The sequence below is a fragment of the Pedobacter roseus genome (genome assembly GCF_014395225.1).
Lineage (GTDB): Bacteria > Bacteroidota > Bacteroidia > Sphingobacteriales > Sphingobacteriaceae > Pedobacter > Pedobacter roseus.
Map to the genome: position 1 here is coordinate 6,166,009 of NZ_CP060723.1, position 23,331 is coordinate 6,189,339.

The following is a 23,331-nucleotide window of genomic DNA, read 5'->3' on the forward strand; positions in this document are numbered from 1 at the left end:
AAATTTTTATACTTAAACGAGCTTCAAATATGAGAGTATTTTACCTGTTAAAACAGGGGCTTTTGGTGCTGTTGGTTTTTTCAGCATTAATGGTAAAAGCACAAACCGGATCAGTATCTGGTAAAGTGCTTGACGAAACCGGCCTGCCACTGCCCGGTGCTTCTGTAATTGTAAAAGGTACAACAAGAAGTACATCGACAGATGGCAATGGTGTTTTTAAACTTGCAGGTTTATCGAATGGTTCGGTTACCCTATCGGCAAGTTTTATCGGTTATCAAACCCTTGATAAAACAGTTAGCGTTTCGGCAAATGCGACTGTTAGTTTTCAATTGGTGCCCGATGCCCAAAAACTGAACGAGGTAGTGGTAATTGGTTACGGTACAGCTGAAAAGAAAAACCTAACCGGTTCTATCACAACCGTAAATTCGAAAGATTTTCAAAAAGGTACCATTACTACACCTGAACAATTGATCCAGGGTAAGGTAGCTGGCGTAAACATTATTTCAAATAGCGGTCAGCCAGGGGTAGGAAGTACCATCCGTATCCGTGGAGGTGCTTCACTTAATGCAAGTAACGATCCTTTGATTGTAATTGACGGAGTGCCATTCAGCGGTAACTCTATCGGTAATGCGCCAAGCCCGTTATCATTGGTTAACCCGAACGATATCGAAACCTTTACTGTTTTAAAGGATGCAAATGCAACAGCCATTTATGGTTCGCGGGCATCAAACGGGGTAATTTTAATTACCACCAAAAAAGGTGCGTCAGGTGCTCCAGTGTTTAACTTTAGCACCAACAATTCTATTGCTACGGTTGCTAAAAAGGTCGATATTCTTTCTTCAGGTCAGATCCGCGATTTCGTAAACGCGAATCCAAATGCAAGTTATGATGATGGTAAAAAATTTACTTCGTTACTAGGCGGTTCGAATACCGATTGGCAGGATGAAATTTATCAGAATGCATTTTCTACCGATAACAGTTTAAGCATTGCAGGCTCGTTTAAAGGCGTTCCTTACCGTGTTTCTGCTGGTTATTTAGATCAGCAAGGTCTTTTAATTACCGATCATTTTTCGCGTGGTACTGGTGCAATCAGCATTTCGCCAAAATTATTTCAGGATCACTTAAAAATCGACTTAAACTTAAAAGGTGCTTTAACCCAGTCTCATTTTGCTAACGCAGGTGGTGTGGGTGCCGCTATTCAGTTCGATCCAACACAATCGGTAAATGCAAACAATAACTTTGGTAACTATTTCGAATGGTTAAGAAGCGACGGTACGGTAAACCCGAATGCACCGCGCAACCCGGTAGGTTTAATCAGGTTGAACGATAATAACGGTAATGCCGAAAGAAGTTTTGGTAATGCACGTTTCGATTACTCTTTCCATTTTTTACCAGAATTGCACGCCAATTTAAATTTAGGTTACGATTTATCTAAAGGTTATGGTGAGGTACGTGTTCCTGTTTATGCCGCACAGAGTATTTCAACTTCAGGATCATATACCAATTCTTTGAATACAGAAACCAACAAACTTTCTGAATTTTACTTAAACTATGCACATACGGTAGAAAGTATTAAAAGCCGTTTTGATGTAACTGCAGGTTACGGTTATTACGATAACTCAAAAACCGGTTTCAATTTTACTTCTTACAAAGGAACCGGCGAAGCTTTGGTTACTCCTGTTTTCCCTTTCTCTACCGATCGCGATAAATTACTTTCTTACTACGGAAGGTTTATTTACACCCTGGCCGATAAATATATTTTATCCGGAACATTAAGGGCTGATGCTTCTTCTAAATTTGCAGAGAAAAACCGCTGGGGTTATTTTCCTTCGGCTGCTTTTACCTGGAGAATTTCGAACGAAAATTTCTTGAAAAACAGTACATCAGTTTCTGATTTAAAACTCCGTTTAAGTTACGGTCAAACAGGTAATAAAGATGGTATCGGTTATTACGATTACCTTTCAAAATATTATGCCAACAGCAATACCGGCCAATACCAGATCGGCAATACTTTTTACAACTATTATACTCCTGCAGCTTACGATCCTGACTTGAAATGGGAAACGACTACCACTTACAATGCTGGTTTGGATTATGGTTTTATGAAAGGCCGTTTGTACGGAAGTATCGATGTGTATTACAAAAAAACCTCTGATCTATTAAGCAAAATCAATATTCCGGTTGGTACCAACTTTAACAACGAGTTAACTACAAATGTGGGTAATATGGATGTTAAAGGTGTTGAGGGAAGCTTAAATTTCTCGGCAATTAAAACCGAAAACACCAGCTGGGATTTTGGTGTAAACATTGCATACAACAAAAGAAAAGTAACCAATTTAACCTTAAACCCTGATCCGGCTTCGAAAGTTGGTGCTGGCGATATTACAGGTGGTACCGGTGTTACCTTAAAATACAATGCGGTTAACCAGATTCCCGGATCGTTTTTCGTGTACAAACAGGTATATAATGCTGATGGAAAACCTTTAGAAGGTGTTTATGAAGATCTGAATAAAGACGGCGTGATCAATACCAGCGATCAGTATTTTTATAAATCTCCTGATCCGAACATTACCCTGGGTTTCAATACTTCTTTTTCTTACAAGAAATGGAGTTTTACCACATCACTTAGGGCAAACTTTGGCAATTATATATATGATAACGTTTCTTCAAACTTTGGTGTGAGGGCAAATATCTTAAGTCCGGCAGGTGTTATTAACAACGCATCTACAGATTTTCTGGCAACCAATTTCCAGAACAACCAGTTTTTGAGCGATTATTATATTAAAAACGCTTCATTCCTGAAAATGGACAATGCAGGTATTTCTTACAATGCCGGCAAGTTATCTAAAACCGGAACAGCCTCGTTAAGAATATCGGCAAACTGCCAAAATGTTTTTACCGTAACTAAGTACAATGGTATAGATCCTGAGTTGAGCGGTGGTATTGATTATAACCTATATCCGCGCCCACGCACGTATACTTTAGGTTTTAATGTTGGTTTTTAATAAGGAGACAAAAAATGAAAAACTCATTTAAAATAATATTGGCATCAGGTGTTTTATTGTTGTCATTAAATTCATGCAAAAATGAAAATTTAAACGTATTGCCCACTAACGATGTTACAGCGGCAACCGTTTATGCTACTCCCGCAGGTTATAAACAAGGTTTGGTTAAACTATATGCAGCTTATGCATTAACCAGTTCTACCGGATCGGATAACAGTGATATTGGTGGATTGAACTCTGGCTTCGCAGATTTCCTGCGTTTATTCTGGACTTCACAAGAGCTGGTAACCGATGAGGCAATCTGTGCCTGGGGAGATACGGGTATTCCGGAGTTGGATTACAGCACGCCAAGTGTAGATAACCAGTTTTTAAGGGGATTATACTCGAGAAGTATTTTACAGATTACGGTTTGTAACGAATTTCTTCGCGAAAGTACACCTGAGAAATTGGCTTCACGTAACATTACAGGTGCCGATGCTGCAGATATTACCAGATACCGTGCAGAAGCCCGGTTTTTACGAGCTTATCAATATTGGGTACTTTTAGATGCCTTTGGTAATCCGCCTTTTGTTACCGAAAATGATGATATCGGTAAAGTTGCACCAAAACAAATTCAGAGAGCAGCTCTTTTTACTTATATCGAATCAGAACTAAAAGCAATTGAAGGTGATTTGGCAAATGCGCGTGGCAACGAATATGGCCGTGCAGATAAAGGTGCTGACTGGGCTTTACTGGCCAGGTTATATTTAAATGCACAGGTGTATACCGGTACAGCAAAATATACTGAAGCCATTACTTACTCAAGCAAGGTGATTGCTGCTGGTTATAGCCTAAAATCCAATTATATGGATCTTTTTAAAGCGGATAACAACATCAATAATACCGAAAACATCTTAACCATTAATTATGATGGCGTAACAGGTACCAATTATGGAGGCACTACATTCCTGATCAATGCAGGTATTAATGCCGATATGGGTACAGCTTCTTATGGTGTGCCAAACGGTGGTTGGGGCGGTAACAGGACCCGTCAGAATTTGCCGGCATTATTTCCTGATGCAAACGGAACTTTAGATAAACGCGGTACTTTTTTCGGTGCAAAAAATACAGTTGATGAAGTTGGTGTTTTTACCGATGGATTGCGTGTTACAAAGTTTAAAAACATCATTGGTACAAGTACCATACCTCCATCGTTAAATGGAACATTCAGCTCTTTGGATTTTGCCATTTTCCGCCTGGCCGAACAGTATTTGATTTACGGAGAAGCTGTTGCCCGTGGTGGTTCAGGTGGTGATGCTAATACAGCGCTTAGCTATGTTAATGCCTTACGTCAACGTGCTTATGGCAATGCGTCAGGTAATCTGACTCCAGCCGCCTTAACTGTCGATTTTTATCTGGATGAGCGTGGCCGCGAATTATACTGGGAAGGTCACCGTCGTACCGATTTAGTACGTTATGGCAAGTTTACCGGTGGTACTTACTTATGGCCATTTAAAGGTGGGGTTAAAGCCGGAACATCTATTCCAGCTTACCGCAACATCTATCCACTTCCGGCGGCAGATTTAATTGCCAATCCGAATCTGGTTCAAAACACAGGTTATTAATCTTAATATTTTAATAAGATATGAAATCAATATTTTTCAAAACCTTAGCCCTTTGCTTTGTAGCACTATCGCTTTGGTCGTGTAAAAAAGACGAAACCCAAACGGTTTCAACTATTGGGGCAGCAGGCACACTTACGGCTTCTGCTACTACCTTGAGTTTAGTACAGGCAAATGGTGCGCAGGCCGCATTAACATTAAGCTTTCCACTGGCTACTTCATCAGGTTACGTGGTGCCGGTAAACTCCACCTTACAGTTCGCTTTAAAAGGCACTAATTTCGCTGCTCCGAAAGAAGTAGTGGTTACCGCAAAAACTTATGCCCCAACCGTAACCGACTTCAACACGATGATTTTGGCCTTAGGTGGCAAAGTTGGAGAGACTGCACAGATTGAGGTAAGGTTAAAATCGGGCGCAGCAGTAAACGATTTAACTTATTCAAATGTAATTACGTTAACCGCTAAGCCTTATCTGGCATCAGCCTGGGTTTATGTTCCCGGTGCTTATCAGGATTGGATTCCGGCAACTGCCGATAGTTTGGTATCACTAACCAGTAATGGAATTTATACTGGTATTATTAATTTTCCTACAGGTAAATTGCTATTCAAGGTTACACCAGCGAAAAACTGGACTTCAGAATATGCAGACAATGGTGGCGGGAAATTTTCTAATCAAGGTGGTAATTTTGATGTTCTGACTGAAGGTTTAAAAAAGTTAACCTTTAACACCAATGATAAAACTTGGAAAATGGAAAACATAAAGCCATGGTCAGTAATTGGGGAGGCAACCCCTGGTGGCTGGGGTACTGATACCGACATGAAATATACAAACGATGGGTCTGAAAGCTGGAAAATCACACTGAATTTAACTGCTGGTGAATACAAATTTAGAGAGGATCATAAATGGGATAATAATTTAGGCGTTAAAGATGGTAAATTCCAAACTAATGGCGACAATTTAAAAATTGCAGCAGCAGGAAACTACACTATAACCCTTAATACCAAAGTACCTTCATACAGCATTGTTAAAAATTAATCATTAACTAAAATCCCCCTGCTTAGATTTTTTGATCTTTGCAGGGGTTTTAAACCTTATAAAGTTTTAGCATGATAAAATCACTTACTTCCAATACGTTTTCATCCGTTACTTCTACTTTAAATGCTCAAACTACAATCCTTGCAAATGCGCGGGGATTTAAAAAAATACTTATTATACTTTTTGCGATATTTAGCAGCATCAATCTGTTTGCCCAAAAGCTTGAACGGGTAGAACCGATGTTCTGGTTTACAGGCATGCACAATCCTATGTTGCAATTGCTGGTTCATGGCGAAAACATTGCTTCAAGCTCGGTTTCCTTAACTTATCCGGGGGTAAAACTTGTAAAGGTTAACAAAGTTGAAAACCCGAATTATTTATTTCTCGATTTAATAATTGCTCCGGCGGCTAAAGCCGGAAAATTCCCGATTAACTTTGCCGTTAACGGAAAAAAGATATTTACTTACACCTACGAATTAAAAAACCGCGATAAAAGCGCAGGCAGGATTCAGGGTGTAACCAACAAAGATTTTATCTACCTGCTGATGCCCGATCGCTTTTCGAACGGCGATAAAAGCAACGATGTGGTGCAGGGCTTAACCGAAACCGCATTAAACCGCGACAGCATGTACTACCGCCATGGTGGTGATATCCAGGGCGTAATCAATCACCTCGATTATCTGAAAGATTTAGGAATTACGACCGTTTGGATGACCCCGGAAGTAGAAAATGACATGCCACACGCTTCTTACCATGGTTATGCGGTAACCGATCACTACAAAATAGATCCCCGTTATGGTACTAACGCACTTTACAAAAAATATGTAGAGGTTGCGCATGCCAAAGGATTAAAAGTAATTAAAGATATTGTACACAACCACATTGGTACCCAACATTGGTTTTATAAAGATTTACCAATGAAAAGCTGGTTAAACCAATGGCCAAAATATACACAAACCAGTTACCGCGATCAAACGGTGATGGATATCCATGCTTCTGCTGCCGACCGAAAACAGATGTTAGATGGATGGTTTGTGCCTTCAATGCCCGATTTAAATCAACGTAATCCTTTCGTACAAAATTACCTGACTCAAAACCACATCTGGTGGATTGAATATGCAGGTATTGATGGTTTACGCCTGGATACCTACGGTTATAACGATCCGGTTTACATGGCCGATTGGGCTTTAAAATTGCAGGCAGAATTTCCACACTTATCCGTATTTGGTGAAACATTGGTGACCGCGGTGGCCAACCAGGCTTTCTTTACGGGTGGCAATACCGTTAACCGCGGTTTCGATACCCATCTTCAGGGCATTACCGATGCTACTTTAAAAGATGCCATTTATGAAGGCATAAATGGCAAAAACGGTTGGGTAGATGGCATTAACCGTTTGTATGCAACCCTTGCGCACGATTTTCTGTACAAAAACCCGAACACCAACTGTATTTTTCTGGATAATCACGATATGAGCCGTTTTTACTCGATGGTGGGAGAGGATTTTGATAAATACAAAATGGGAATGAGCATCTTGTTAACTATGCGGGGCATACCTCAAATGTATTACGGAACAGAAATCCTGATGAAAAACTTTTCCAATCCGGATGGGCTAATCCGTTCTGATTTTCCAGGGGGATGGGAAGGCGACAAAAAAGATAAATTCATTGCCGACGGACGTACAAATAAAGAGACTGAGGCTTTCAATTTTGTGAAAATACTGGCTAATTTCCGCAAAAACAGTCCGGCCTTGCAAACAGGTAAATTGATGCAGTTTGTGCCACAGGATGATATTTATGTTTATTTCCGTTACCATGCCGAACCAAAAGGCTCTGTAATGGTTATTGTAAACAATACAGAGAAAGATAAAACATTAAACACCGATCGCTTCGCCGAAAGAACAACAGGAATTACTTCCGCTAAAAACGTAATTACCGGCGAAAACATCGAATTTAAAAACATTAAAGTACCCGCTAAAACAACGTTGGTACTGGAATTAAGGTAGAAGGGTAAAAGGTTGAGGGTTTAAGATAGAGCTTTACATCTCGATACTTAATACTCACTACTTGATACTAAAAATAAAGAACATGCAAGAAAATCTCAAATCTCATATCTCAGATCCCAAATCTCAAATCAAAGCCTGTCTTTTCGACCTCGATGGCGTACTGGTAGATACTGCGGTTTACCACTATAAAGCATGGAAACGTTTGGCCAATACCATGGGGTTCGATTTTACTGAAGAGCAGAACGAGCAGTTAAAAGGCGTTAGCCGCGTAGAAAGTTTGAATAAGATTTTGGCCTGGGGTGGCGTAGAGAAAACCGATGCTGAGAAAGAAGAACTGGCTACTTTGAAAAACAGCTGGTATGTAGATATGATTACCAAAATGACACCTGCTGAAGTTTTACCCGGGACGGTTGATTTTTTAACCGAAATACACAAAGCCGGCTATAAACTGGCCTTAGGCTCTGCAAGCAAAAACTCAGGTATCATTTTAGAAAAAACAAATTTGGCCCATTTCTTCGATGAGATTGTAGATGGCAATATGGTTACCAAATCGAAACCCGATCCAGAAGTATTTTTAAAAGGAGCCGAACTTTTAGGTTTTAAACCCGATGAATGTGTGGTTTTTGAAGATGCTGTTGCAGGAGTAGAAGCTGCAAAAAGAGGCGGAATGAAAGCCATCGGAATAGGCGAAGAAAGCATACTCACCCAGGCAGATGTGGTAGTAAGCGGATTAGATAAATTAACAGTTAAAGATTTAGAAGAGTTGTAAAGGAGTAGCAAGTATTAAGTAGCAAGTATCAAGTTGTGGATTTATCTTGATACCTAATACTAATTACTTGATACTAACTACCTGATACTAGAATATGAAAAACTACATTAAAGCAGATGAGTGGAATATTATCGAAGAAGGCTTTGATCCACATTTAAATAAAATTTCCGAAAGTATTTTCAGCCTGGGCAATGGTCGCATGGGGCAGCGAGCCAATTTTGAAGAAACTTATACCGGAGAAACCCTGCCGGGCAATTATGTTGCAGGTGTTTATTATCCTGATAAAACCCGTGTGGGATGGTGGAAAAATGGTTATCCTGAATATTTCGCTAAAGTGTTAAATGCAGCAAACTGGGTAGGTATCGAAGTAAAAATCGATGATGAAATCCTGGATCTGGCAACAGCTGAAGTGAGCGATTTTAAACGTGTGCTGAACATGCATGCCGGATATTTAGAGCGTAGCTTCACCGCGAAATTAAAAAGTGGTAAAACCTTAAAAATTAAATCGACACGTTTTTGCAGCATTGCCGACGATGAAGTGGGTGCCATCCGCTATAACATTACCCCTTTAAATTTCGAGGGTAAATTAACTTTAACACCTTTTATTGATGGCGATGTTAAAAATCAGGATAGCAATTACGATGAAAAATTCTGGGATATGGTTGCTGATGAAATTTCAGGAACAGAAGCCTATATCAAATTAAGGACAAAGAAAACTGAATTTGAGGTTTGCACTGGTAGCAACATCGAACTGTATAAAAATGAAGAAAAATTAAATATTAATCCATCGGACGTCCGCAAAGAGAAATTCGTCGGACAAACTTTTTCGGTGGACGTAAAAGCAAACGATGAAATCACTCTGGTTAAAATCGCGGCTAATTTATCTTCCGAAAATTATCCAAAAGAATCACTTTTAAAAGAAACCAAAGCGGTAATTGCCAAAGCATCTGCCAAAGGTTTCGATACTTTATTGAAAGAACAAACCGAAGCATGGGCTACCAAATGGGAAGAAAGTGATATCATTATTGAAGGTGATGTTTCTGCCCAACAAGCGATCCGTTTTAATATTTTTCAGCTTTTCCAGACTTATACCGGTAAAGACGATCGCTTAAATATCGGTCCGAAAGGTTTTACAGGCGAAAAATACGGAGGTTCTACCTATTGGGATACTGAAGCTTATTGTGTGCCTTTTTATCTGGCCACAGCGCCACAGGAAGTAAGTAAAAATTTGCTGGTTTACCGTCATAAACAATTGGGCAAAGCCATCGAAAATGCAGCAAAATTAGGTTTTAAAGATGGTGCAGCGTTGTATCCGATGGTAACGATGAATGGTGAAGAATGCCATAACGAATGGGAAATTACCTTCGAAGAAATCCACCGTAACGGTGCCATTGCCTTTGCCATTTTTAATTACATCCGTTATACCGGCGATGAAAGTTACCTTTCTGATTTCGGTTTAGAAGTATTGATCGGTATCGCCCGTTTCTGGAAACAACGTGTTAACTGGAGCAACGATAAACAGCAATATGTAATGCTTGGCGTAACCGGACCAAATGAGTACGAAAATAACGTTAATAATAACTGGTACACTAATATTCTGGCCGCATGGTGTATGAAATATGCCACCGAAGCTGCCGAAATTGTAAAATCACAGCAGCCGGAAAAATATAACAGCTTATTAAAAAGTTTAAACTTCGATCAAAAAGAATTTGCCGATTGGGCTGATATTATCGAAAAGATGTATTATCCGCAGGATGAAAAACTAGGTATTTTCTTACAACAGGATGGTTACTTAGATAAAGAACAAACTTTAGTTAAAGATTTGCCTGCCAGCGAAAGACCAATTAATCAAAAATGGAGCTGGGACAGGATTTTACGTTCGTGTTTTATTAAGCAAGCTGATGTTTTGCAGGGTTTGTATTTCTTTGAAGAAGATTATGACCTGGATACCTTAAAACGTAACTTCGATTTTTATGAACCACGTACTGTACACGAAAGTTCTTTATCGCCTTGCGTACACAGTATTTTAGCCGCTAAATTAAACGATGAAGCACGTGCTTACGAATTTTATTTACGCACCGCCCGTTTAGATCTCGACGATTATAACAACGATACCGAAGATGGTTTGCACATCACTTCAATGGCCGGCACCTGGATGAGCGTAGTGGAAGGTTTTGCGGGCATGCGTGTTCGTGATGGTAAACTGCAGTTTAATCCTTTCTTGCCTGAAAAATGGAAATCATTCTCCTTTACCATCGGTTTCAGGGGAGCAACCTTAAAAATTAATATTACCGAAAACGGTATCAGCATTAAAAATAATGCAGCTGTGGATTTAGAGATCGGTATCAGAAATCAGGTTTATAAATTGGCTGGAAATGCCGAAATTGAAGTAAATAACGCCGAGTTGGTATGATTGTAGAGGTAAAATGTAAAATGGAAGATGTAATGCGAAGCAATCTTAAAACGGTGGCTTACTTTGCTGCAATTTTCTTTTTATTTATTTCAACATCATCCTTTGCACAAAAACAGCGTACAAAAATGAACGATAAACAGATCGTTATATATCAGTTACTGCCCCGTTTGTTCGGGAATAAAAATACCACCAATATCCCTTACGGTACCATTGAGCAAAATGGTTCTGGTAAGTTTAACGATATTACCGATAAGGCGCTCGATGGCATCAAAGCGCTTCACGCCAATTACGTTTGGTACACCGGTGCCCTTGCCCACGCCAGCTTAACCGATTATTCTGCTTACGGAATCAAGGTTGATGATGCCGATGTGGTAAAAGGAAGGGCTGGATCGCCTTATGCCATCCGCGATTATTATGATGTGGATCCTGATTTAGCCGTTGATGTTAAAAACAGAATGAAAGAGTTTGAGGCTTTGGTTAAAAGAACACATGCCAAAAACTTAAAAGTTTTGATCGATTTTGTACCTAACCATGTTGCCCGGAGTTATCATTCTTATACAAAACCAGATGATGTAGTTGATTTTGGGGCACAGGATGAGGTAAACAAAGCATTTAGTCCTAAAAACGATTTTTATTATATCCCCGGTCAGGCTTTGGTGGTTCCAACAAATGGACACGAAACACCACTTTCGGCACTTCAAGATACTAAGTTTGAAGAGAATCCTGCAAAAGCAACTGGTAATAATGTTTTTTCTGCACAGCCAAAATACGACGACTGGTACGAAACGATTAAGTTAAATTATGGGGTAGATTATCAAAATGGAGAGAAACAATATTTTGATCCCATTCCACCGGTTTGGCTTAAAATGCGTGATATCTTGACCTATTGGACAAATAAAGGCGTAGATGGTTTTAGGTGCGATATGGCCGAAATGGTTCCCATTGCATTTTGGAACTGGGTAATTCCACAGGTTAAAAAAGTGAATCCCGATCTGATTTTCCTTGGAGAAGCGTATAACCCAAAAGTGTACAAACAATATTTAGACGAAGGTAAATTCGATTACCTGTACGACAAAGTAGGTTTATACGATGGGCTTAAAAAATTAATCAGAAATGAACCAACTGCAGATGTAGCAGCGATTAAACACGTGTGGCAGGTAGAAAGTGCTGGTTTTGGCAAACACATGTTGCGCTTTTTAGAAAATCACGATGAAGAACGCATTGCATCGGCAGGATTTGCAGGTAAAGCTGAACTGGCTTTACCTGCAATGGTTGTTTCGGCAACGCTTGGCGCTGGTCCGGTAATGCTTTATTTCGGACAGGAAGTTGGTGAGCCTGGCAAAGGGCAGGAAGGTTTTGGCGGCGATGACAACCGCACTACGATTTTTGATTATTGGGGTGTTCCTGATCACCAGAAATGGATGAACGGAGGATTGTTTGATGGAGGAAAATTAAGCACTTCCCAACAAAATTTAAGGGCTTATTATCAGCAATTGCTAAAAGTAACTTCAACAAGTGATGCGGTAATTAACGGCGAAATTTATGAAGTGCCTGTTACCGGGAACATGAATAAGCGCATGTATGCTTTTATCCGTTTTTCTGGCAAACAACGTTTACTGGTCGTGGCCAATTTTGATCGGACAGGAACTTTAACTGCCAATATTGAAATACCAGATCATATTTTAAAAGTTAAACATTCGTTGCCGGTTACAGATCTGTTAACAGATAAAAAATTAAATATTCCCGCGGGAACAAGCATTCCAGTAACCTTGGCGCCGGTTAGTGCGCAGGTGATAGAATTTTAAAATAATTAACCACAGAGAACACAAAGTAAAAGCACAGAGAAACACAAAGTATATTAGACCTCGGTATACTCTGTGTACAACTCAGTGCCCTCGGTGGTAAAACACTAAACCAGATATAATGACGTTAAAAACAATATTCGAGAACCCCAAACTAACACTCGCACAGATCATTAATATGAGCGTTGGGTTTTTCGGGATCCAGTTCGGTTGGGATTTACAAAGGGCCAACATGGGGCGTATTTACGAAAACCTGGGCGCCAATCCCGATCAGGTTCCATTATTGTTTTTGGCAGCACCTTTAACCGGATTGCTGGTTCAGCCTGTTATCGGTTACCTGAGCGACCGCACCTGGCATCCAAAATGGGGTAGAAGAAGGCCTTATTTCATGATTGGTGCCATTGTGAGCAGTATTGCGCTCATTTTTATGCCGCATAGCAGTGCCTTGTGGATGGCTGCCGGATTACTTTGGATCCTGGATGTTTTTGGAAACATTGCCATGGAGCCTTTCCGCGCTTTTGTTACCGATAAATTGCCTGATAGCCAGGTGAACCGTGGTTTTATTATGCAGAGCATGATGATCGGTTTAGGTGGGAGTGTTGCTTCAGCTTTGCCATGGATCATGAACAATGTTTTCCATTTAACCAATACTGCAGAAAAGGGCAATATCCCTGAAAATGTAAAATTCTCTTTTTATATCGGTGCATTTTTCTTTTTCGCCGCAGTATTATGGACGGTTTTTACCACTAAAGAGTATCCACCACAGGATGTAGATTTTAAAGAAAAAGTAAAAGAAAGTAATAAGGGTTTTGGTGGAGGAGCACGTGAAATTTTTCATGCTTTAAGGAACATGCCCAAAAGAATGCAGATCGTTTCTTTGGTACAGTTTTTTACCTGGCCAGGTTTGTTTTTAATGTGGTTTTATTACACTACGGCAGTAGCAGTTAATGTGTTCGGAGGTAAAGATGCTGCCGATCCGGTTTATGCGCATGGTGCAGATTTTGGCAGTTTAACCCTTGCTTATTATAGCGTAATTACTTTTCTGTTCGCATTGGTTTTGCCAAAAATTGCCGATACACTTGGCCGCAAAACTACCCATGCATTGTGTTTAATTTGTGGCGCAATCGGTTTGATCAGTGTGGCCTGGGTGCATGATAAAAACATGTTGTATTTGTGTATGACGGGCGTGGGTATTGCCTGGGCCAGTATCCTTTCTATGCCTTATGCTATGTTAAGCGGATCGTTGCCCAAAGATAAAATCGGGATTTACATGGGTATCTTCAATTTCTTTATCGTATTGCCAGAAATTATCGCTTCGCTCGGTTTTGGCTGGCTCATGCGTAACGTACTGAATAACGACAGGCTTTTAGCGGTACAAATAGGCGGTGGATTGATGATTTTAGCGGCAATAATCTGTTATTTATTTATCCGTGAACCAAAGAAAACAGATGAAGTTTTGACTTCCAAACTGGAAGTAGAAGAAAATAGATCAGTCTAAAACACTACTCCATGGTCTGTGTCCTCACAAACCACTAGCGAGATTTTAGTCCATTACTCATATTTCGGTCTGTGAGGACACAGACCGAGGAGATAGCGAGGATTTCGGCCTGTGGGTACACAGACCGAGTACATAAAATATTTATTTTCAGTGCGCTCTGTGATAATTCGGTGTTCTCTGTAGTAAAACCAATAATAATCCTAACCAAATGAAAAGAATAACTAACCGCCTTGGTTCGTGCCTGCACGAAACAAAAAGAGTCAAAACCATCATTTACCTTTTACTATTAGTAATAACATTTAGTGCGGCCTGTAAAAAAGCATCAGATGGTGGTTTAGAACCTACGCCAACTGATCAAAAAGCTGATCTGCCCGCGGGAGCCAAAGATGGTGTGGTGTTTATCAATAACGGAACATCGGCCATTGTGGCCCTGTATGCGCCCAATAAAAAATCAGTTGCAGTGATCGGCGAATTTAACAATTGGTCTACCAGCGCAACGCCGATGAAAAACACGACCGATGGAAATTATTGGTGGGTGCAGATCGATAATTTAAATCCAGCTACAGAGTATGCCTATCAATTTTATGTAGATGGAAACCTGAAATTGGCCGATCCGTATTGCGAAAAAGTGCTTGATCCGGATAACGATCAATATATTTCTACTGCTACTTACCCAAACTTAAAAGCTTACCCAACAGGTAAAACTACAGGAATTGTAAGTGTGATGCAGGCCAGTCAGCCCGTTTACACCTGGAAGAATAGCAGTTTTACACGTCCAGATAAAAATAACCTGGTGATTTATGAATTGCTGATCCGCGATTTTACCGCCGATCATAATTATGCATCAACCTTGGCCAAACTCGATTATTTAACTGGTTTGGGTATCAATGCCATTGAATTAATGCCGGTAAATGAATTTGAAGGGAATTTAAGCTGGGGTTATAATCCTTCATTTTATTTCGCCCCGATAAATATTATGGTACCAAAACCGCGCTACAAAACTTTATTGATGAATGCCATGGTCGCGGCATTGCCGTGATTATGGATATGGTGCTGAACCATTCGTTTGGCCAATCTCCAATGGTACAATTGTATTTTGATGGTAGTAAACCAACCGCTTCAAGTCCTTGGTTTAATGTTGATGCGAAACATCCATTCAATGTGGGTTACGATTTTAACCATGAAAGTTCGGCGACTAAAAAATTCTCGAAAGATGTGATGAAATTTTGGATGCAGCAATATAAAATTGATGGTTTTCGTTTCGATCTTTCAAAAGGATTTACGCAGAAACAATCAACTGATGATGCGCAGTTCAGGTTATATGATGCCGGCCGTATTGCGACATGGAAAGATTATAACGGTTACATTAAAAGTTTAGATCCTAACTTTTATGTGATTTTAGAACATTTTGCCGAACAATCAGAAGAAAAGGTATTGGCTGATGATGGTATGATGCTTTGGAATAACCTCAATTATAATATGAATGAGGCTACAATGGGCTGGCTGGATAATTCTAACTTTCAATGGGGCTTTTATGCTAATCACGGTTTCACTAAATCTGATGGTCTGGTTACTTACGGCGAAAGTCACGATGAGGAGCGCTTAAACTATAAGAATATTACTTATGGAAACGCTTCAGGCAGTTATGTAATTAAAGGAAGCCTGGCCACCTCCTTGAAAAGAGAAGAACTTGCAGCAGCATTTTTGTTCAGTATCCCCGGACCGAAAATGATTTGGCAGTTTGGAGAGCTGGGATACGATATCAACATCGATTTTAACGGAAGAACTGGAGAAAAACCCATTAAATGGGATTATTACAGCGATCCAAACCGTAAGGCTTTGTACGATGCTTATGCAAAATTTATCCGGTTAAAAAAGAACAACAGCATTTTTAATTCAGGCAGTTCAACTTATAACCTGGCAGGAGCCATTAAATACATTAAGTTAACCGAAGGAAGCAATACTGTTGTGGTAGTTGGTAATTTTGATGTAGTGAGCCAAACGGCTAATATCGATTTCGGAACGGCTGACGCCTGGACAGATGCGGTTGGGAACAGCGTTAATCTTGCAACCAGTACGTATACGAAAACACTGGCGCCTGGTGAATATCATATTTTTAGTAAAACTGCTTTAAAGTAATTTTATTTACAAACCTAGCAGGTTTAATTCGTGGCTTATATTATTTTTCAATGGCCTCATTGAGGGCTACGCCGTTTAAAAACCTGCGAGGTTTAAAGTATTCGGATTATTCCATTTCTGCCAACAAACCTTTCAATCTTTTTAAGTACTGGCCAAAATACAGATTGAATGAATACCTGCTGACTACATAATGTACGGCGATTACACCAGCGTAAATCAATAAACGCAGGGGCAATATGATCGATTTAATAATCTCTATTCCATATATTAAACCCATATTGTTATTTTGGAGTAGTATTTCCGTAGTTACAACCAGTATCAAAATTGCAGCTCTTGTAAGGTTAAGATATAGGTTATTGTTGCTAATAAGCTGTTTTACCTTTCTTTGAAAATCGTTTTTAACGGCACCTTCACTGTTTTCCAGGTTATTAATCAGTTTAAGATTGAAATAATAATAAATCGTTGTTAGAGGGAGTACTATAAATGCCATCCAAACCAATAACTGTTTTTTCATATCGGGTACAGTGGCGGTCATTACGGCTAAAAAAACAATCAGTAGGGGCAATGTAATCAATTGTCTTTTCGACATTATTTTCAGATTGCTTAAAGGTGATTCCATCTCTTTTTTAGTTGCGCTTACAACATCAAATTCGTTACTGTTTAAATCAACAGATATGCTGTTCCAGCTATTTTTAAAGTTGTCTAGTTCCATGTTAGTTGTTGTTGGTAAAGGTTCTTAATTTATCTTTTATACGGTTCATTTTTACTCTAAGTGTGGCATTGCTGATGCCTAAAATTTCTTCCATTTCATCATACGATTTATCTTCGAGATATAGCATCACGATCGATTTTTCTACATCGTTCAATTGCTGGATGGCGGCATATAGCTGTTGATGCTGTTCTTCCTTCAGTCCTATGTCTTCCTCATAGGGTATCTGAATGTTCTGCAGCTCAACATCGCTGGTTTGAATGTTGCGTTTCTGTTTGCGGAAATTGGTAAGCGCAGTATTAATGGCAATGCGGTACAACCATGTGCTAAATTTCGCTTCGCCTCTAAATTTGGCGTACGATTTCCAAAGCTGGATGATAATGTCTTGATACAGATCCTGGATATCATCGTGGTTGTTTGCATACATGCGGCAAACTTTATAAATCAAAAGCTTATAGTCTTTTAACTTTACTTCGAATTCTATTTCTAAATCTGTTTTTTTCAAAATCTAATTTTTGCTGGATAAGTATGTCATTTTGAAAAAATGTTACAGGATTAAGAATTTTTATGCAAATAGGCAGAGAAATTTGTCTGCATCAAAATCTGTAGGTAATAATCTTGTTGTTTTTAGTTAATATTGCGATAACAACTAACAACTTAATGGATAACAAATTAACGCATCACTTATTATGGGAACGACTACGGACTGGCGATAAAGATGCGTTTTTTGATCTCTATGCGGCACTTTATTATCCATTGGTTAATTTCGGAATCAGGGTTTGTGCAGATGCCGATACGGCCAGCGAAGCTACCGACCTTGTTTTTACCACTATATGGGAAAAACATGAAAGTTTAACCCGCGTTGATAATGTTGAAGCTTACCTGCGCACTTTCCTTAAGAGGAAATTACTAAGAATTCTCGAACGAAAACGCAAAATTAACGATGCCCTTTTTAATGCCGGGGCAGATGGCGATTGGATGGAGATGAGTTACGAGGAATTTATTGTAAAGGTGCAAAGCGACGAACTGGTACAGCACCAACTCAAAAATGCATTGGAAAAACTCACTTTTCGCCAGAAACAACTGATCCATTTAAAGTTTTTTGAAGGCTTAAGTTATGAACAGATTGCCGAACAGAGCAATCAGACTATAAAAACGGCCTACAATACCATTTATGATGCGCTTAAAATCCTGAGAAAGGAATTTAACGCATAAAATTTACTAGTTCCGTCATTTCAACCGCAGTGGAGAAATCTAATTGAAAGAAAAAATTTTCTAAATCTTTCCTGCTAAAACGTAGTTTATTTTAAGGATGTTTTTGTTTTGGAAACGAATATTCATGTCTCCGTGGGTACTTTAGTCCCGTTATGCACTCCAATCTTTTTATTGCAATTTAACGCTACAGGCAATAAGTATACTTTAATCATAACTATAGGCAATAAAAAGGATTTCCGTTACTACCGGGTTTAGGGAATTTAGTTTGTAGTCCTTGGCGGCCTAATCGTTTGCACCCTGCACTCCTCAATAGTAATACAGCCTGGGCCATCTAAACCTGATAGCAGCGGGCATCCCGATTTTTCATCGGGATAAAGCGGAGCAGGAACATTTTTTGCTAAATGCTTCTGTAAATGTGCTTCATTATTTTTTTAAGCCTGAAAAATCAGCTCTTTTAACTTCGAAGTCTGCATTCTTGCAAATTAAATTTCTTCATCCTACTGGCATTCAGGGCATATATTCCGTCGTGTTAAAAAAAAGTTAAAATTTCCTTAGGAAAAAGTAAAGCTTTTGGGCACTGATATATAAAAGGCAAAAAGAATGGTTGATAGAAGTAAATTCAATGCAGAAGACTTTCTTGTTGATTGCACTTTCCAGCAATACTGCGCTGGAACAGATAAGCTGTGCATTGGATATTGGGAGAAGTACATTAATGCCCACCCCGAACAGGAAGCGGTAATTACAGAGGCAAAAAAACTTTATGCCATATTGAGCGGAAACAAACGTCCGCTGGCTAAACAGGTTGAACAATTTAAAGAAAATATGTTCCCTGCCACCGAGGAAAAAGTAGTTAAACTACAGCGTTATTTATGGATTAAGATTGCCGCCGCCATAGTTTTGGTGCTTGGTGGGCTTTTAATTTATAACACTTATTATAAAAACACCGCTACAAATAACATTGTACCCGAGGTTTATACCTTCGCCACAAAAAATGGTGAGCGCAAAAAAATTATGTTGCCCGATGGTACCTCGGTGCTGTTAAATGCCATGAGTGTTTTAACCCTTGCTAAAAATTTTAACGATAAGTACCGGGAAGTTACTTTAACTGGTGAAGCTTTTTTTGATGTAAAGCACAATAAGGAAAAACCTTTTAAAGTTCATACCAACGATTTTAACATCAATGTACTGGGCACCGCTTTTAATGTAAAAGCTTATCCGGACGAAATCAGTTCGGAAGCCACTTTGATCCGCGGTTTAATTACCATGGAGGCAGTAAATGGAAATGGGGGTACCATTACCTTAAAACCAAGTCAGAAGGTTACATTCTATAAAAATATAATTCCCCAGCAACAGAACAACCTGGTAAAACCGATGGCACCACAGCCAGAAATTACCATTAACCATTACACCAAAATAAAGGACAGTACCATTGTAGAAACGGCGTGGACACAAAACCGGATCGAAATTTACGATCAGGATTTTAGCGAGATCAAAAATGTGCTCGAAAAATGGTATAACGTAGAAATTAGCTTTACTGACCCGGCGCTGGAGAAATACCGTTTTACGGCAACCATTACTAACGAGAGCATTGAAGAAGTATTGCACGCATTAAAAGCAACCGAAAATAATTTTAAATATGAGATAAAGGGAAAACAGGTAATCATCTCGAAATAGGAAGAAAAAAGGACGGTGTTGGAGCACCGCCCTCTTGAATTTCTTTTTTGATCAATTAATGGCAGTTTATGCGCAAACAGATTGCTGCCAAGAACTTATGCAACCAAAAAAAACAAAAATATGATTTATTATTACTTACTGCAAGGGCGCCCAAAATATAAAGCGCTCCTAAAATTCATTATGCTAATGAAACTAGCCTGTATTATGGTTTTCATTACCTGCCTTAATGTTTCCGCATCGGTTTTTTCGCAGGAAAAAATTTCATTGGATGTTAAGAATACAAAACTGGCCAGGGTTTTACAGATTATTGAGCAGCAAAGCAGTTACCATTTTGTTTACAGCTCTTCTTACGTTCCCGTAAATAAGGATGTGAGCATTACGGTAACCAATACTTTGGTTACCGATGTTTTGGCAGCCATTTTAAACAGAACCAACCTGAAATATTCTGTTTCTGATGGTGGCTTAATTGTCATTAGCAAAAATAAAGAAGTCCCCATCTCCGGAACCGTAAAAGATGCACTTGGAGGTGCTTTGCCTGGTGCAACGGTTAGGGTTAAAGGAACAGGAATCGGTACCTCTACCGATGTTAATGGTAAATTTACCCTAAATGCCCCTGAAAATGCAGTTCTGGTAGTTTCTTATGCGGGTTTTCAAACCAGAGAAATTTCTATAGGCGCGCAAAACAGTATCGATATTGTACTATCAGAAGATACCAAACAACTTACCGATGTGGTGGTTACCGCTTTGGGCATTAAAAAAGAAAGAAGGGCTTTAGGCTATTCTGTTACGCAGGTAAGTGGCGAAACTTTAACCCAGGCCAGGGAAAATAATGTGGCCAACTCATTAGTAGGTAAAGTAGCCGGTTTAGATATTAGTTCAACATCTGGTGGTGTGGGCGCAGCAACCAGCGTAACCATCCGTGGGGTTTCTAGCTTGAGCCAAACCAACCAGCCATTATATGTAATTAATGGTGTACCGATGGAAAATAAACCGGTAGGTTTAAATAACCTGAATGGTAATGGGAACTCAGGTAGTCAATATGATAACGCACCCGATTTAGGTGATGCCGTTGGAAACTTAAACCCTGATGATATTGAGAGTATTTCGGTACTAAAAGGTGCCGCTGCCGCTGCTCTATATGGTTACCGTGCAAAAGCCGGGGTAATTTTGATTACCACGAAAAGTGGAAAGGGCAACAGCATCGAATTTAACACCAATTATGTTGCAGAACAGGTAATGGACAGAACCAATTGGCAATATGTTTACGGACAGGGCGCAAATGGGGTAAAACCGACTGATGCTGCTGCCGCTGCACAGGTGGGCGGATCGAGCTGGGGTGCAAAATTAGATGGATCCAATGTGGTTCAGTTTGATGGGGTAAGCAGGCCTTATAGTGCACAGAAAAACAATATTGAAGATTTTTACCGCACAGGGGCACATGGTCTAATACCCTTGCTTTAAACAAAAGTTTTGATGGCGGTACCATCCGTTTATCTGCCAACGATGTACATAACAATTCAGTTGTGCCAAATTCTGGTTTAAACAGACAATCTTTTAACCTGGTCGGTACTTTTAGCCCAATTAAACGATTGACCATTGATGCCCGCATGAACTATATTTTAGAGCAGGCTAAAAACAGACCGATGGTATCAGATGGTGCAGGTAATGCCAATTATAATGTGGCTTTTTTACCAACCAGTGTAAGTGTAAAAAACCTCGATCCATGGAAAGATGCCAATGGAAATGAAATTCAGTACAATAAAGGCAATGCTTATGCAACCAACCCCTGGTTTGCAGCAAACGAATTTGTAAATGATACCAAACGCGATCGTTTGATCAGTTCTTTTAATGCCCGCTATACTTTTGATAATGGTTTGTTTGTACAAGGACGTGCTGGTCGCGATGCTTATAACGACACCTATAAAAATGTGGTGCCATCAGGTACAGCTTATTATGCTCCTGGTAAAATTGTAGAGCAGGCCACCAAATTTGCAGATGTTAATGTAGATGTATTAATCGGTAAGCCTTTTAAAGTAGATGAAGATTTCTCTATCACCCCTAATATTGGTGCCAGTTACCGCAGAACAAGTGTAACTCAAACCACCAACAGTGGATCTGATTTTGCCGTATTCGGCGTTTATAACATTCTAAATGCTAAAAATAAATCGGTGGCTTATGTTGCATCCGAAGCCGAAACACAATCGGTATATGGTACTTTAGAACTTGCCTATAAAGATATTTTATATTTAACCGGTAGCGGACGTACCGACTGGTTTTCTACTCTCGCTACCCCAGGGAAAAACAATGATTTAGATGTGATTTATCCTTCCATTAGCGGTTCATTTGTTTTCTCAGAACTTTGGAAACCATCTTTCTTAAGTTTTGGTAAAGTTAGGGCTGGTTATGCAGTGGTTGGTCAGGCAACAGATCCTTATCAAACTTTGTTAACCTATAGCTTAAGAAGTGAAGTTTTAAACGGATTGCCATTGGGTACCATTTCGAACGTAAATATCCCTAATTCTGCATTAAGAGCTTCAAAAGCATCCGAATTGGAAATCGGAACAGAAATGCGCTTCTTAGGAGATCGTTTAAATCTCGATTTTACCTGGTACAAAAAGATCTCTAAAGATGAAATTACTTTTGTAACCACATCTACATCAACTGGTTATAGTGGTGCGGTTTTAAATTCTGGTAAGATCCAAAATAAGGGAGTAGAGTTGTTGTTATCGGGTCAGGTGGTAAAAAACAAAGATTTCGTATGGACTTCTTCTTTGAATGGATCGTATAACGACAATAAAGTAATCTCACTTGCTGATGATGTTACCTCAAATCTTATTGCCACTTCAAGATCTGGCGTTGGCTTTTTACAGAATATCCCGGGCAAAGCCGCCTCTCAGGTAATGGCTTACGATTATAAATATGATGCTTCAGGAAATATTATGCTGGGTGCAAATAACGCTCCACAGCGTGGTGATCTGGTTGCTTATGGTTCTGCATATAACAAATGGTTTGCAGGCTGGAACAACGAGTTTAATTATAAAGGTGCAACCCTATCTTTTTTGATTGATGGTAAATGGGGTGGAAAAGTATTCTCTGCAACTGATTATTATGGTTATGTTTTTGGTTTACACCAGGCTACGCTCGAAAACCGCGAGGCATTGGGTAACACAGCCGCAACTTACTATCAGCTATCGGCAGATAATGTGTCTAATAAATTTGTGCAGGATGCAAGTTTTATCAAGTTCAGGCAAATGACCCTGGGGTATAACTTTCCTGCAAAAATGTTCAACAACAAAATACATGGCTTAAATGTGAGTCTTGTAGGCAGGAACCTATTTATCCTGATGAAAAAAACGGATAATATCGATCCTGAATCGAGTTACAACGCAACTTTTCCGGGATTGGAACTGGGTGGCGTGCCTCCGGTTAGAACATTTGGTGTAAACCTTAGTGTGAAGCTTTAATTTTA

The 23,331-nt window shown here is 39.5% G+C and carries 16 protein-coding genes; 14 read left to right on the forward strand and 2 right to left on the reverse strand.

Annotated elements, in window-relative coordinates:
- Nucleotides 1-29: 29 nt before the first annotated feature.
- The 10 genes from H9L23_RS25615 (at nucleotide 30) to H9L23_RS26785 (ending at nucleotide 16,264) form a co-directional block, all read left to right on the forward strand.
- The gene (locus tag H9L23_RS25615; RefSeq protein WP_187592937.1) at nucleotides 30-3,005 is read left to right on the forward strand and encodes a SusC/RagA family TonB-linked outer membrane protein; all 2,976 of its coding nucleotides are present in this window, start codon (nucleotides 30-32) and stop codon (nucleotides 3,003-3,005) included.
- 14 nt (nucleotides 3,006-3,019) lie between these two features.
- On the forward strand, nucleotides 3,020-4,609 hold the full coding sequence (locus H9L23_RS25620) for a RagB/SusD family nutrient uptake outer membrane protein (protein ID WP_187592938.1): 1,590 nt from the start codon (nucleotides 3,020-3,022) through the stop codon (nucleotides 4,607-4,609).
- A 20-nt stretch (nucleotides 4,610-4,629) separates the two neighbouring features.
- On the forward strand, nucleotides 4,630-5,640 hold the full coding sequence (locus tag H9L23_RS25625) for a SusE domain-containing protein (protein ID WP_187592939.1): 1,011 nt from the start codon (nucleotides 4,630-4,632) through the stop codon (nucleotides 5,638-5,640).
- A gap of 71 nt (nucleotides 5,641-5,711) precedes the next feature.
- The gene (locus H9L23_RS25630) at nucleotides 5,712-7,643 is read left to right on the forward strand and encodes a glycoside hydrolase family 13 protein (protein ID WP_187592940.1); all 1,932 of its coding nucleotides are present in this window, start codon (nucleotides 5,712-5,714) and stop codon (nucleotides 7,641-7,643) included.
- An 82-nt stretch (nucleotides 7,644-7,725) separates the two neighbouring features.
- The gene (gene pgmB, locus H9L23_RS25635) at nucleotides 7,726-8,412 is read left to right on the forward strand and encodes a beta-phosphoglucomutase (RefSeq protein WP_187592941.1); all 687 of its coding nucleotides are present in this window, start codon (nucleotides 7,726-7,728) and stop codon (nucleotides 8,410-8,412) included.
- 94 nt (nucleotides 8,413-8,506) lie between these two features.
- Complete coding sequence (locus H9L23_RS25640; protein WP_187592942.1) at nucleotides 8,507-10,825, forward strand: glycoside hydrolase family 65 protein; 2,319 nt, start codon at nucleotides 8,507-8,509, stop codon at nucleotides 10,823-10,825.
- Nucleotides 10,822-12,630: an alpha-amylase family glycosyl hydrolase gene (locus H9L23_RS25645; RefSeq protein ID WP_187592943.1), complete on the forward strand. Its 1,809-nt coding sequence runs from the start codon at nucleotides 10,822-10,824 to the stop codon at nucleotides 12,628-12,630. Before H9L23_RS25640 ends, H9L23_RS25645 begins: the two co-directional genes overlap by 4 nt.
- 118 nt (nucleotides 12,631-12,748) lie before the next feature.
- Entirely contained in the window at nucleotides 12,749-14,125 is a 1,377-nt protein-coding gene (locus H9L23_RS25650) for an MFS transporter (RefSeq protein WP_187592944.1), read from the forward strand.
- 208 nt (nucleotides 14,126-14,333) lie between these two features.
- Nucleotides 14,334-15,164, forward strand: a complete 831-nt coding sequence (locus tag H9L23_RS26775; protein WP_246474793.1) for a hypothetical protein — start codon at nucleotides 14,334-14,336, stop codon at nucleotides 15,162-15,164.
- Nucleotides 15,131-16,264: an alpha-amylase family glycosyl hydrolase gene (locus H9L23_RS26785; RefSeq protein ID WP_449428112.1), complete on the forward strand. Its 1,134-nt coding sequence runs from the start codon at nucleotides 15,131-15,133 to the stop codon at nucleotides 16,262-16,264. The genes H9L23_RS26775 and H9L23_RS26785 overlap by 34 nt, the downstream gene beginning before the upstream one ends.
- Nucleotides 16,265-16,370: 106 nt before the next feature.
- On the opposite strand, the gene H9L23_RS25660 is transcribed toward H9L23_RS26785, so the two are convergent.
- On the reverse strand, nucleotides 16,371-16,976 hold the full coding sequence (locus H9L23_RS25660; protein ID WP_187592945.1) for a hypothetical protein: 606 nt from the start codon (nucleotides 16,974-16,976) through the stop codon (nucleotides 16,371-16,373).
- Between the two features lies 1 nt (nucleotide 16,977).
- Nucleotides 16,978-17,478 carry an RNA polymerase sigma factor gene (locus H9L23_RS25665; RefSeq protein ID WP_187592946.1) on the reverse strand — a complete coding sequence of 167 codons (501 nt, stop codon included), beginning with the start codon at nucleotides 17,476-17,478 and terminating at the stop codon, nucleotides 16,978-16,980.
- 155 nt (nucleotides 17,479-17,633) lie between these two features.
- Between H9L23_RS25665 and H9L23_RS25670 the strand changes: the two genes are divergently transcribed.
- The 4 genes from H9L23_RS25670 to H9L23_RS26795 all read left to right on the forward strand — a co-directional run bounded on the left by H9L23_RS25670 (nucleotide 17,634) and on the right by H9L23_RS26795 (nucleotide 23,326).
- Complete coding sequence (locus tag H9L23_RS25670) at nucleotides 17,634-18,188, forward strand: RNA polymerase sigma factor (protein ID WP_187592947.1); 555 nt, start codon at nucleotides 17,634-17,636, stop codon at nucleotides 18,186-18,188.
- Nucleotides 18,189-18,788: 600 nt separating this feature from the next.
- A complete protein-coding gene (locus H9L23_RS25675) occupies nucleotides 18,789-19,862 on the forward strand; it encodes a FecR family protein (protein WP_187592948.1) in 1,074 nt (357 codons plus the stop codon).
- Nucleotides 19,863-20,048: 186 nt separating this feature from the next.
- Entirely contained in the window at nucleotides 20,049-21,323 is a 1,275-nt protein-coding gene (locus H9L23_RS26790; protein ID WP_246474795.1) for a SusC/RagA family TonB-linked outer membrane protein, read from the forward strand.
- A gap of 62 nt (nucleotides 21,324-21,385) precedes the next feature.
- Nucleotides 21,386-23,326, forward strand: coding sequence for a SusC/RagA family TonB-linked outer membrane protein (locus H9L23_RS26795; protein ID WP_246474796.1), 1,941 nt, complete (start codon nucleotides 21,386-21,388; stop codon nucleotides 23,324-23,326).
- Nucleotides 23,327-23,331: the final 5 nt, after the last annotated feature.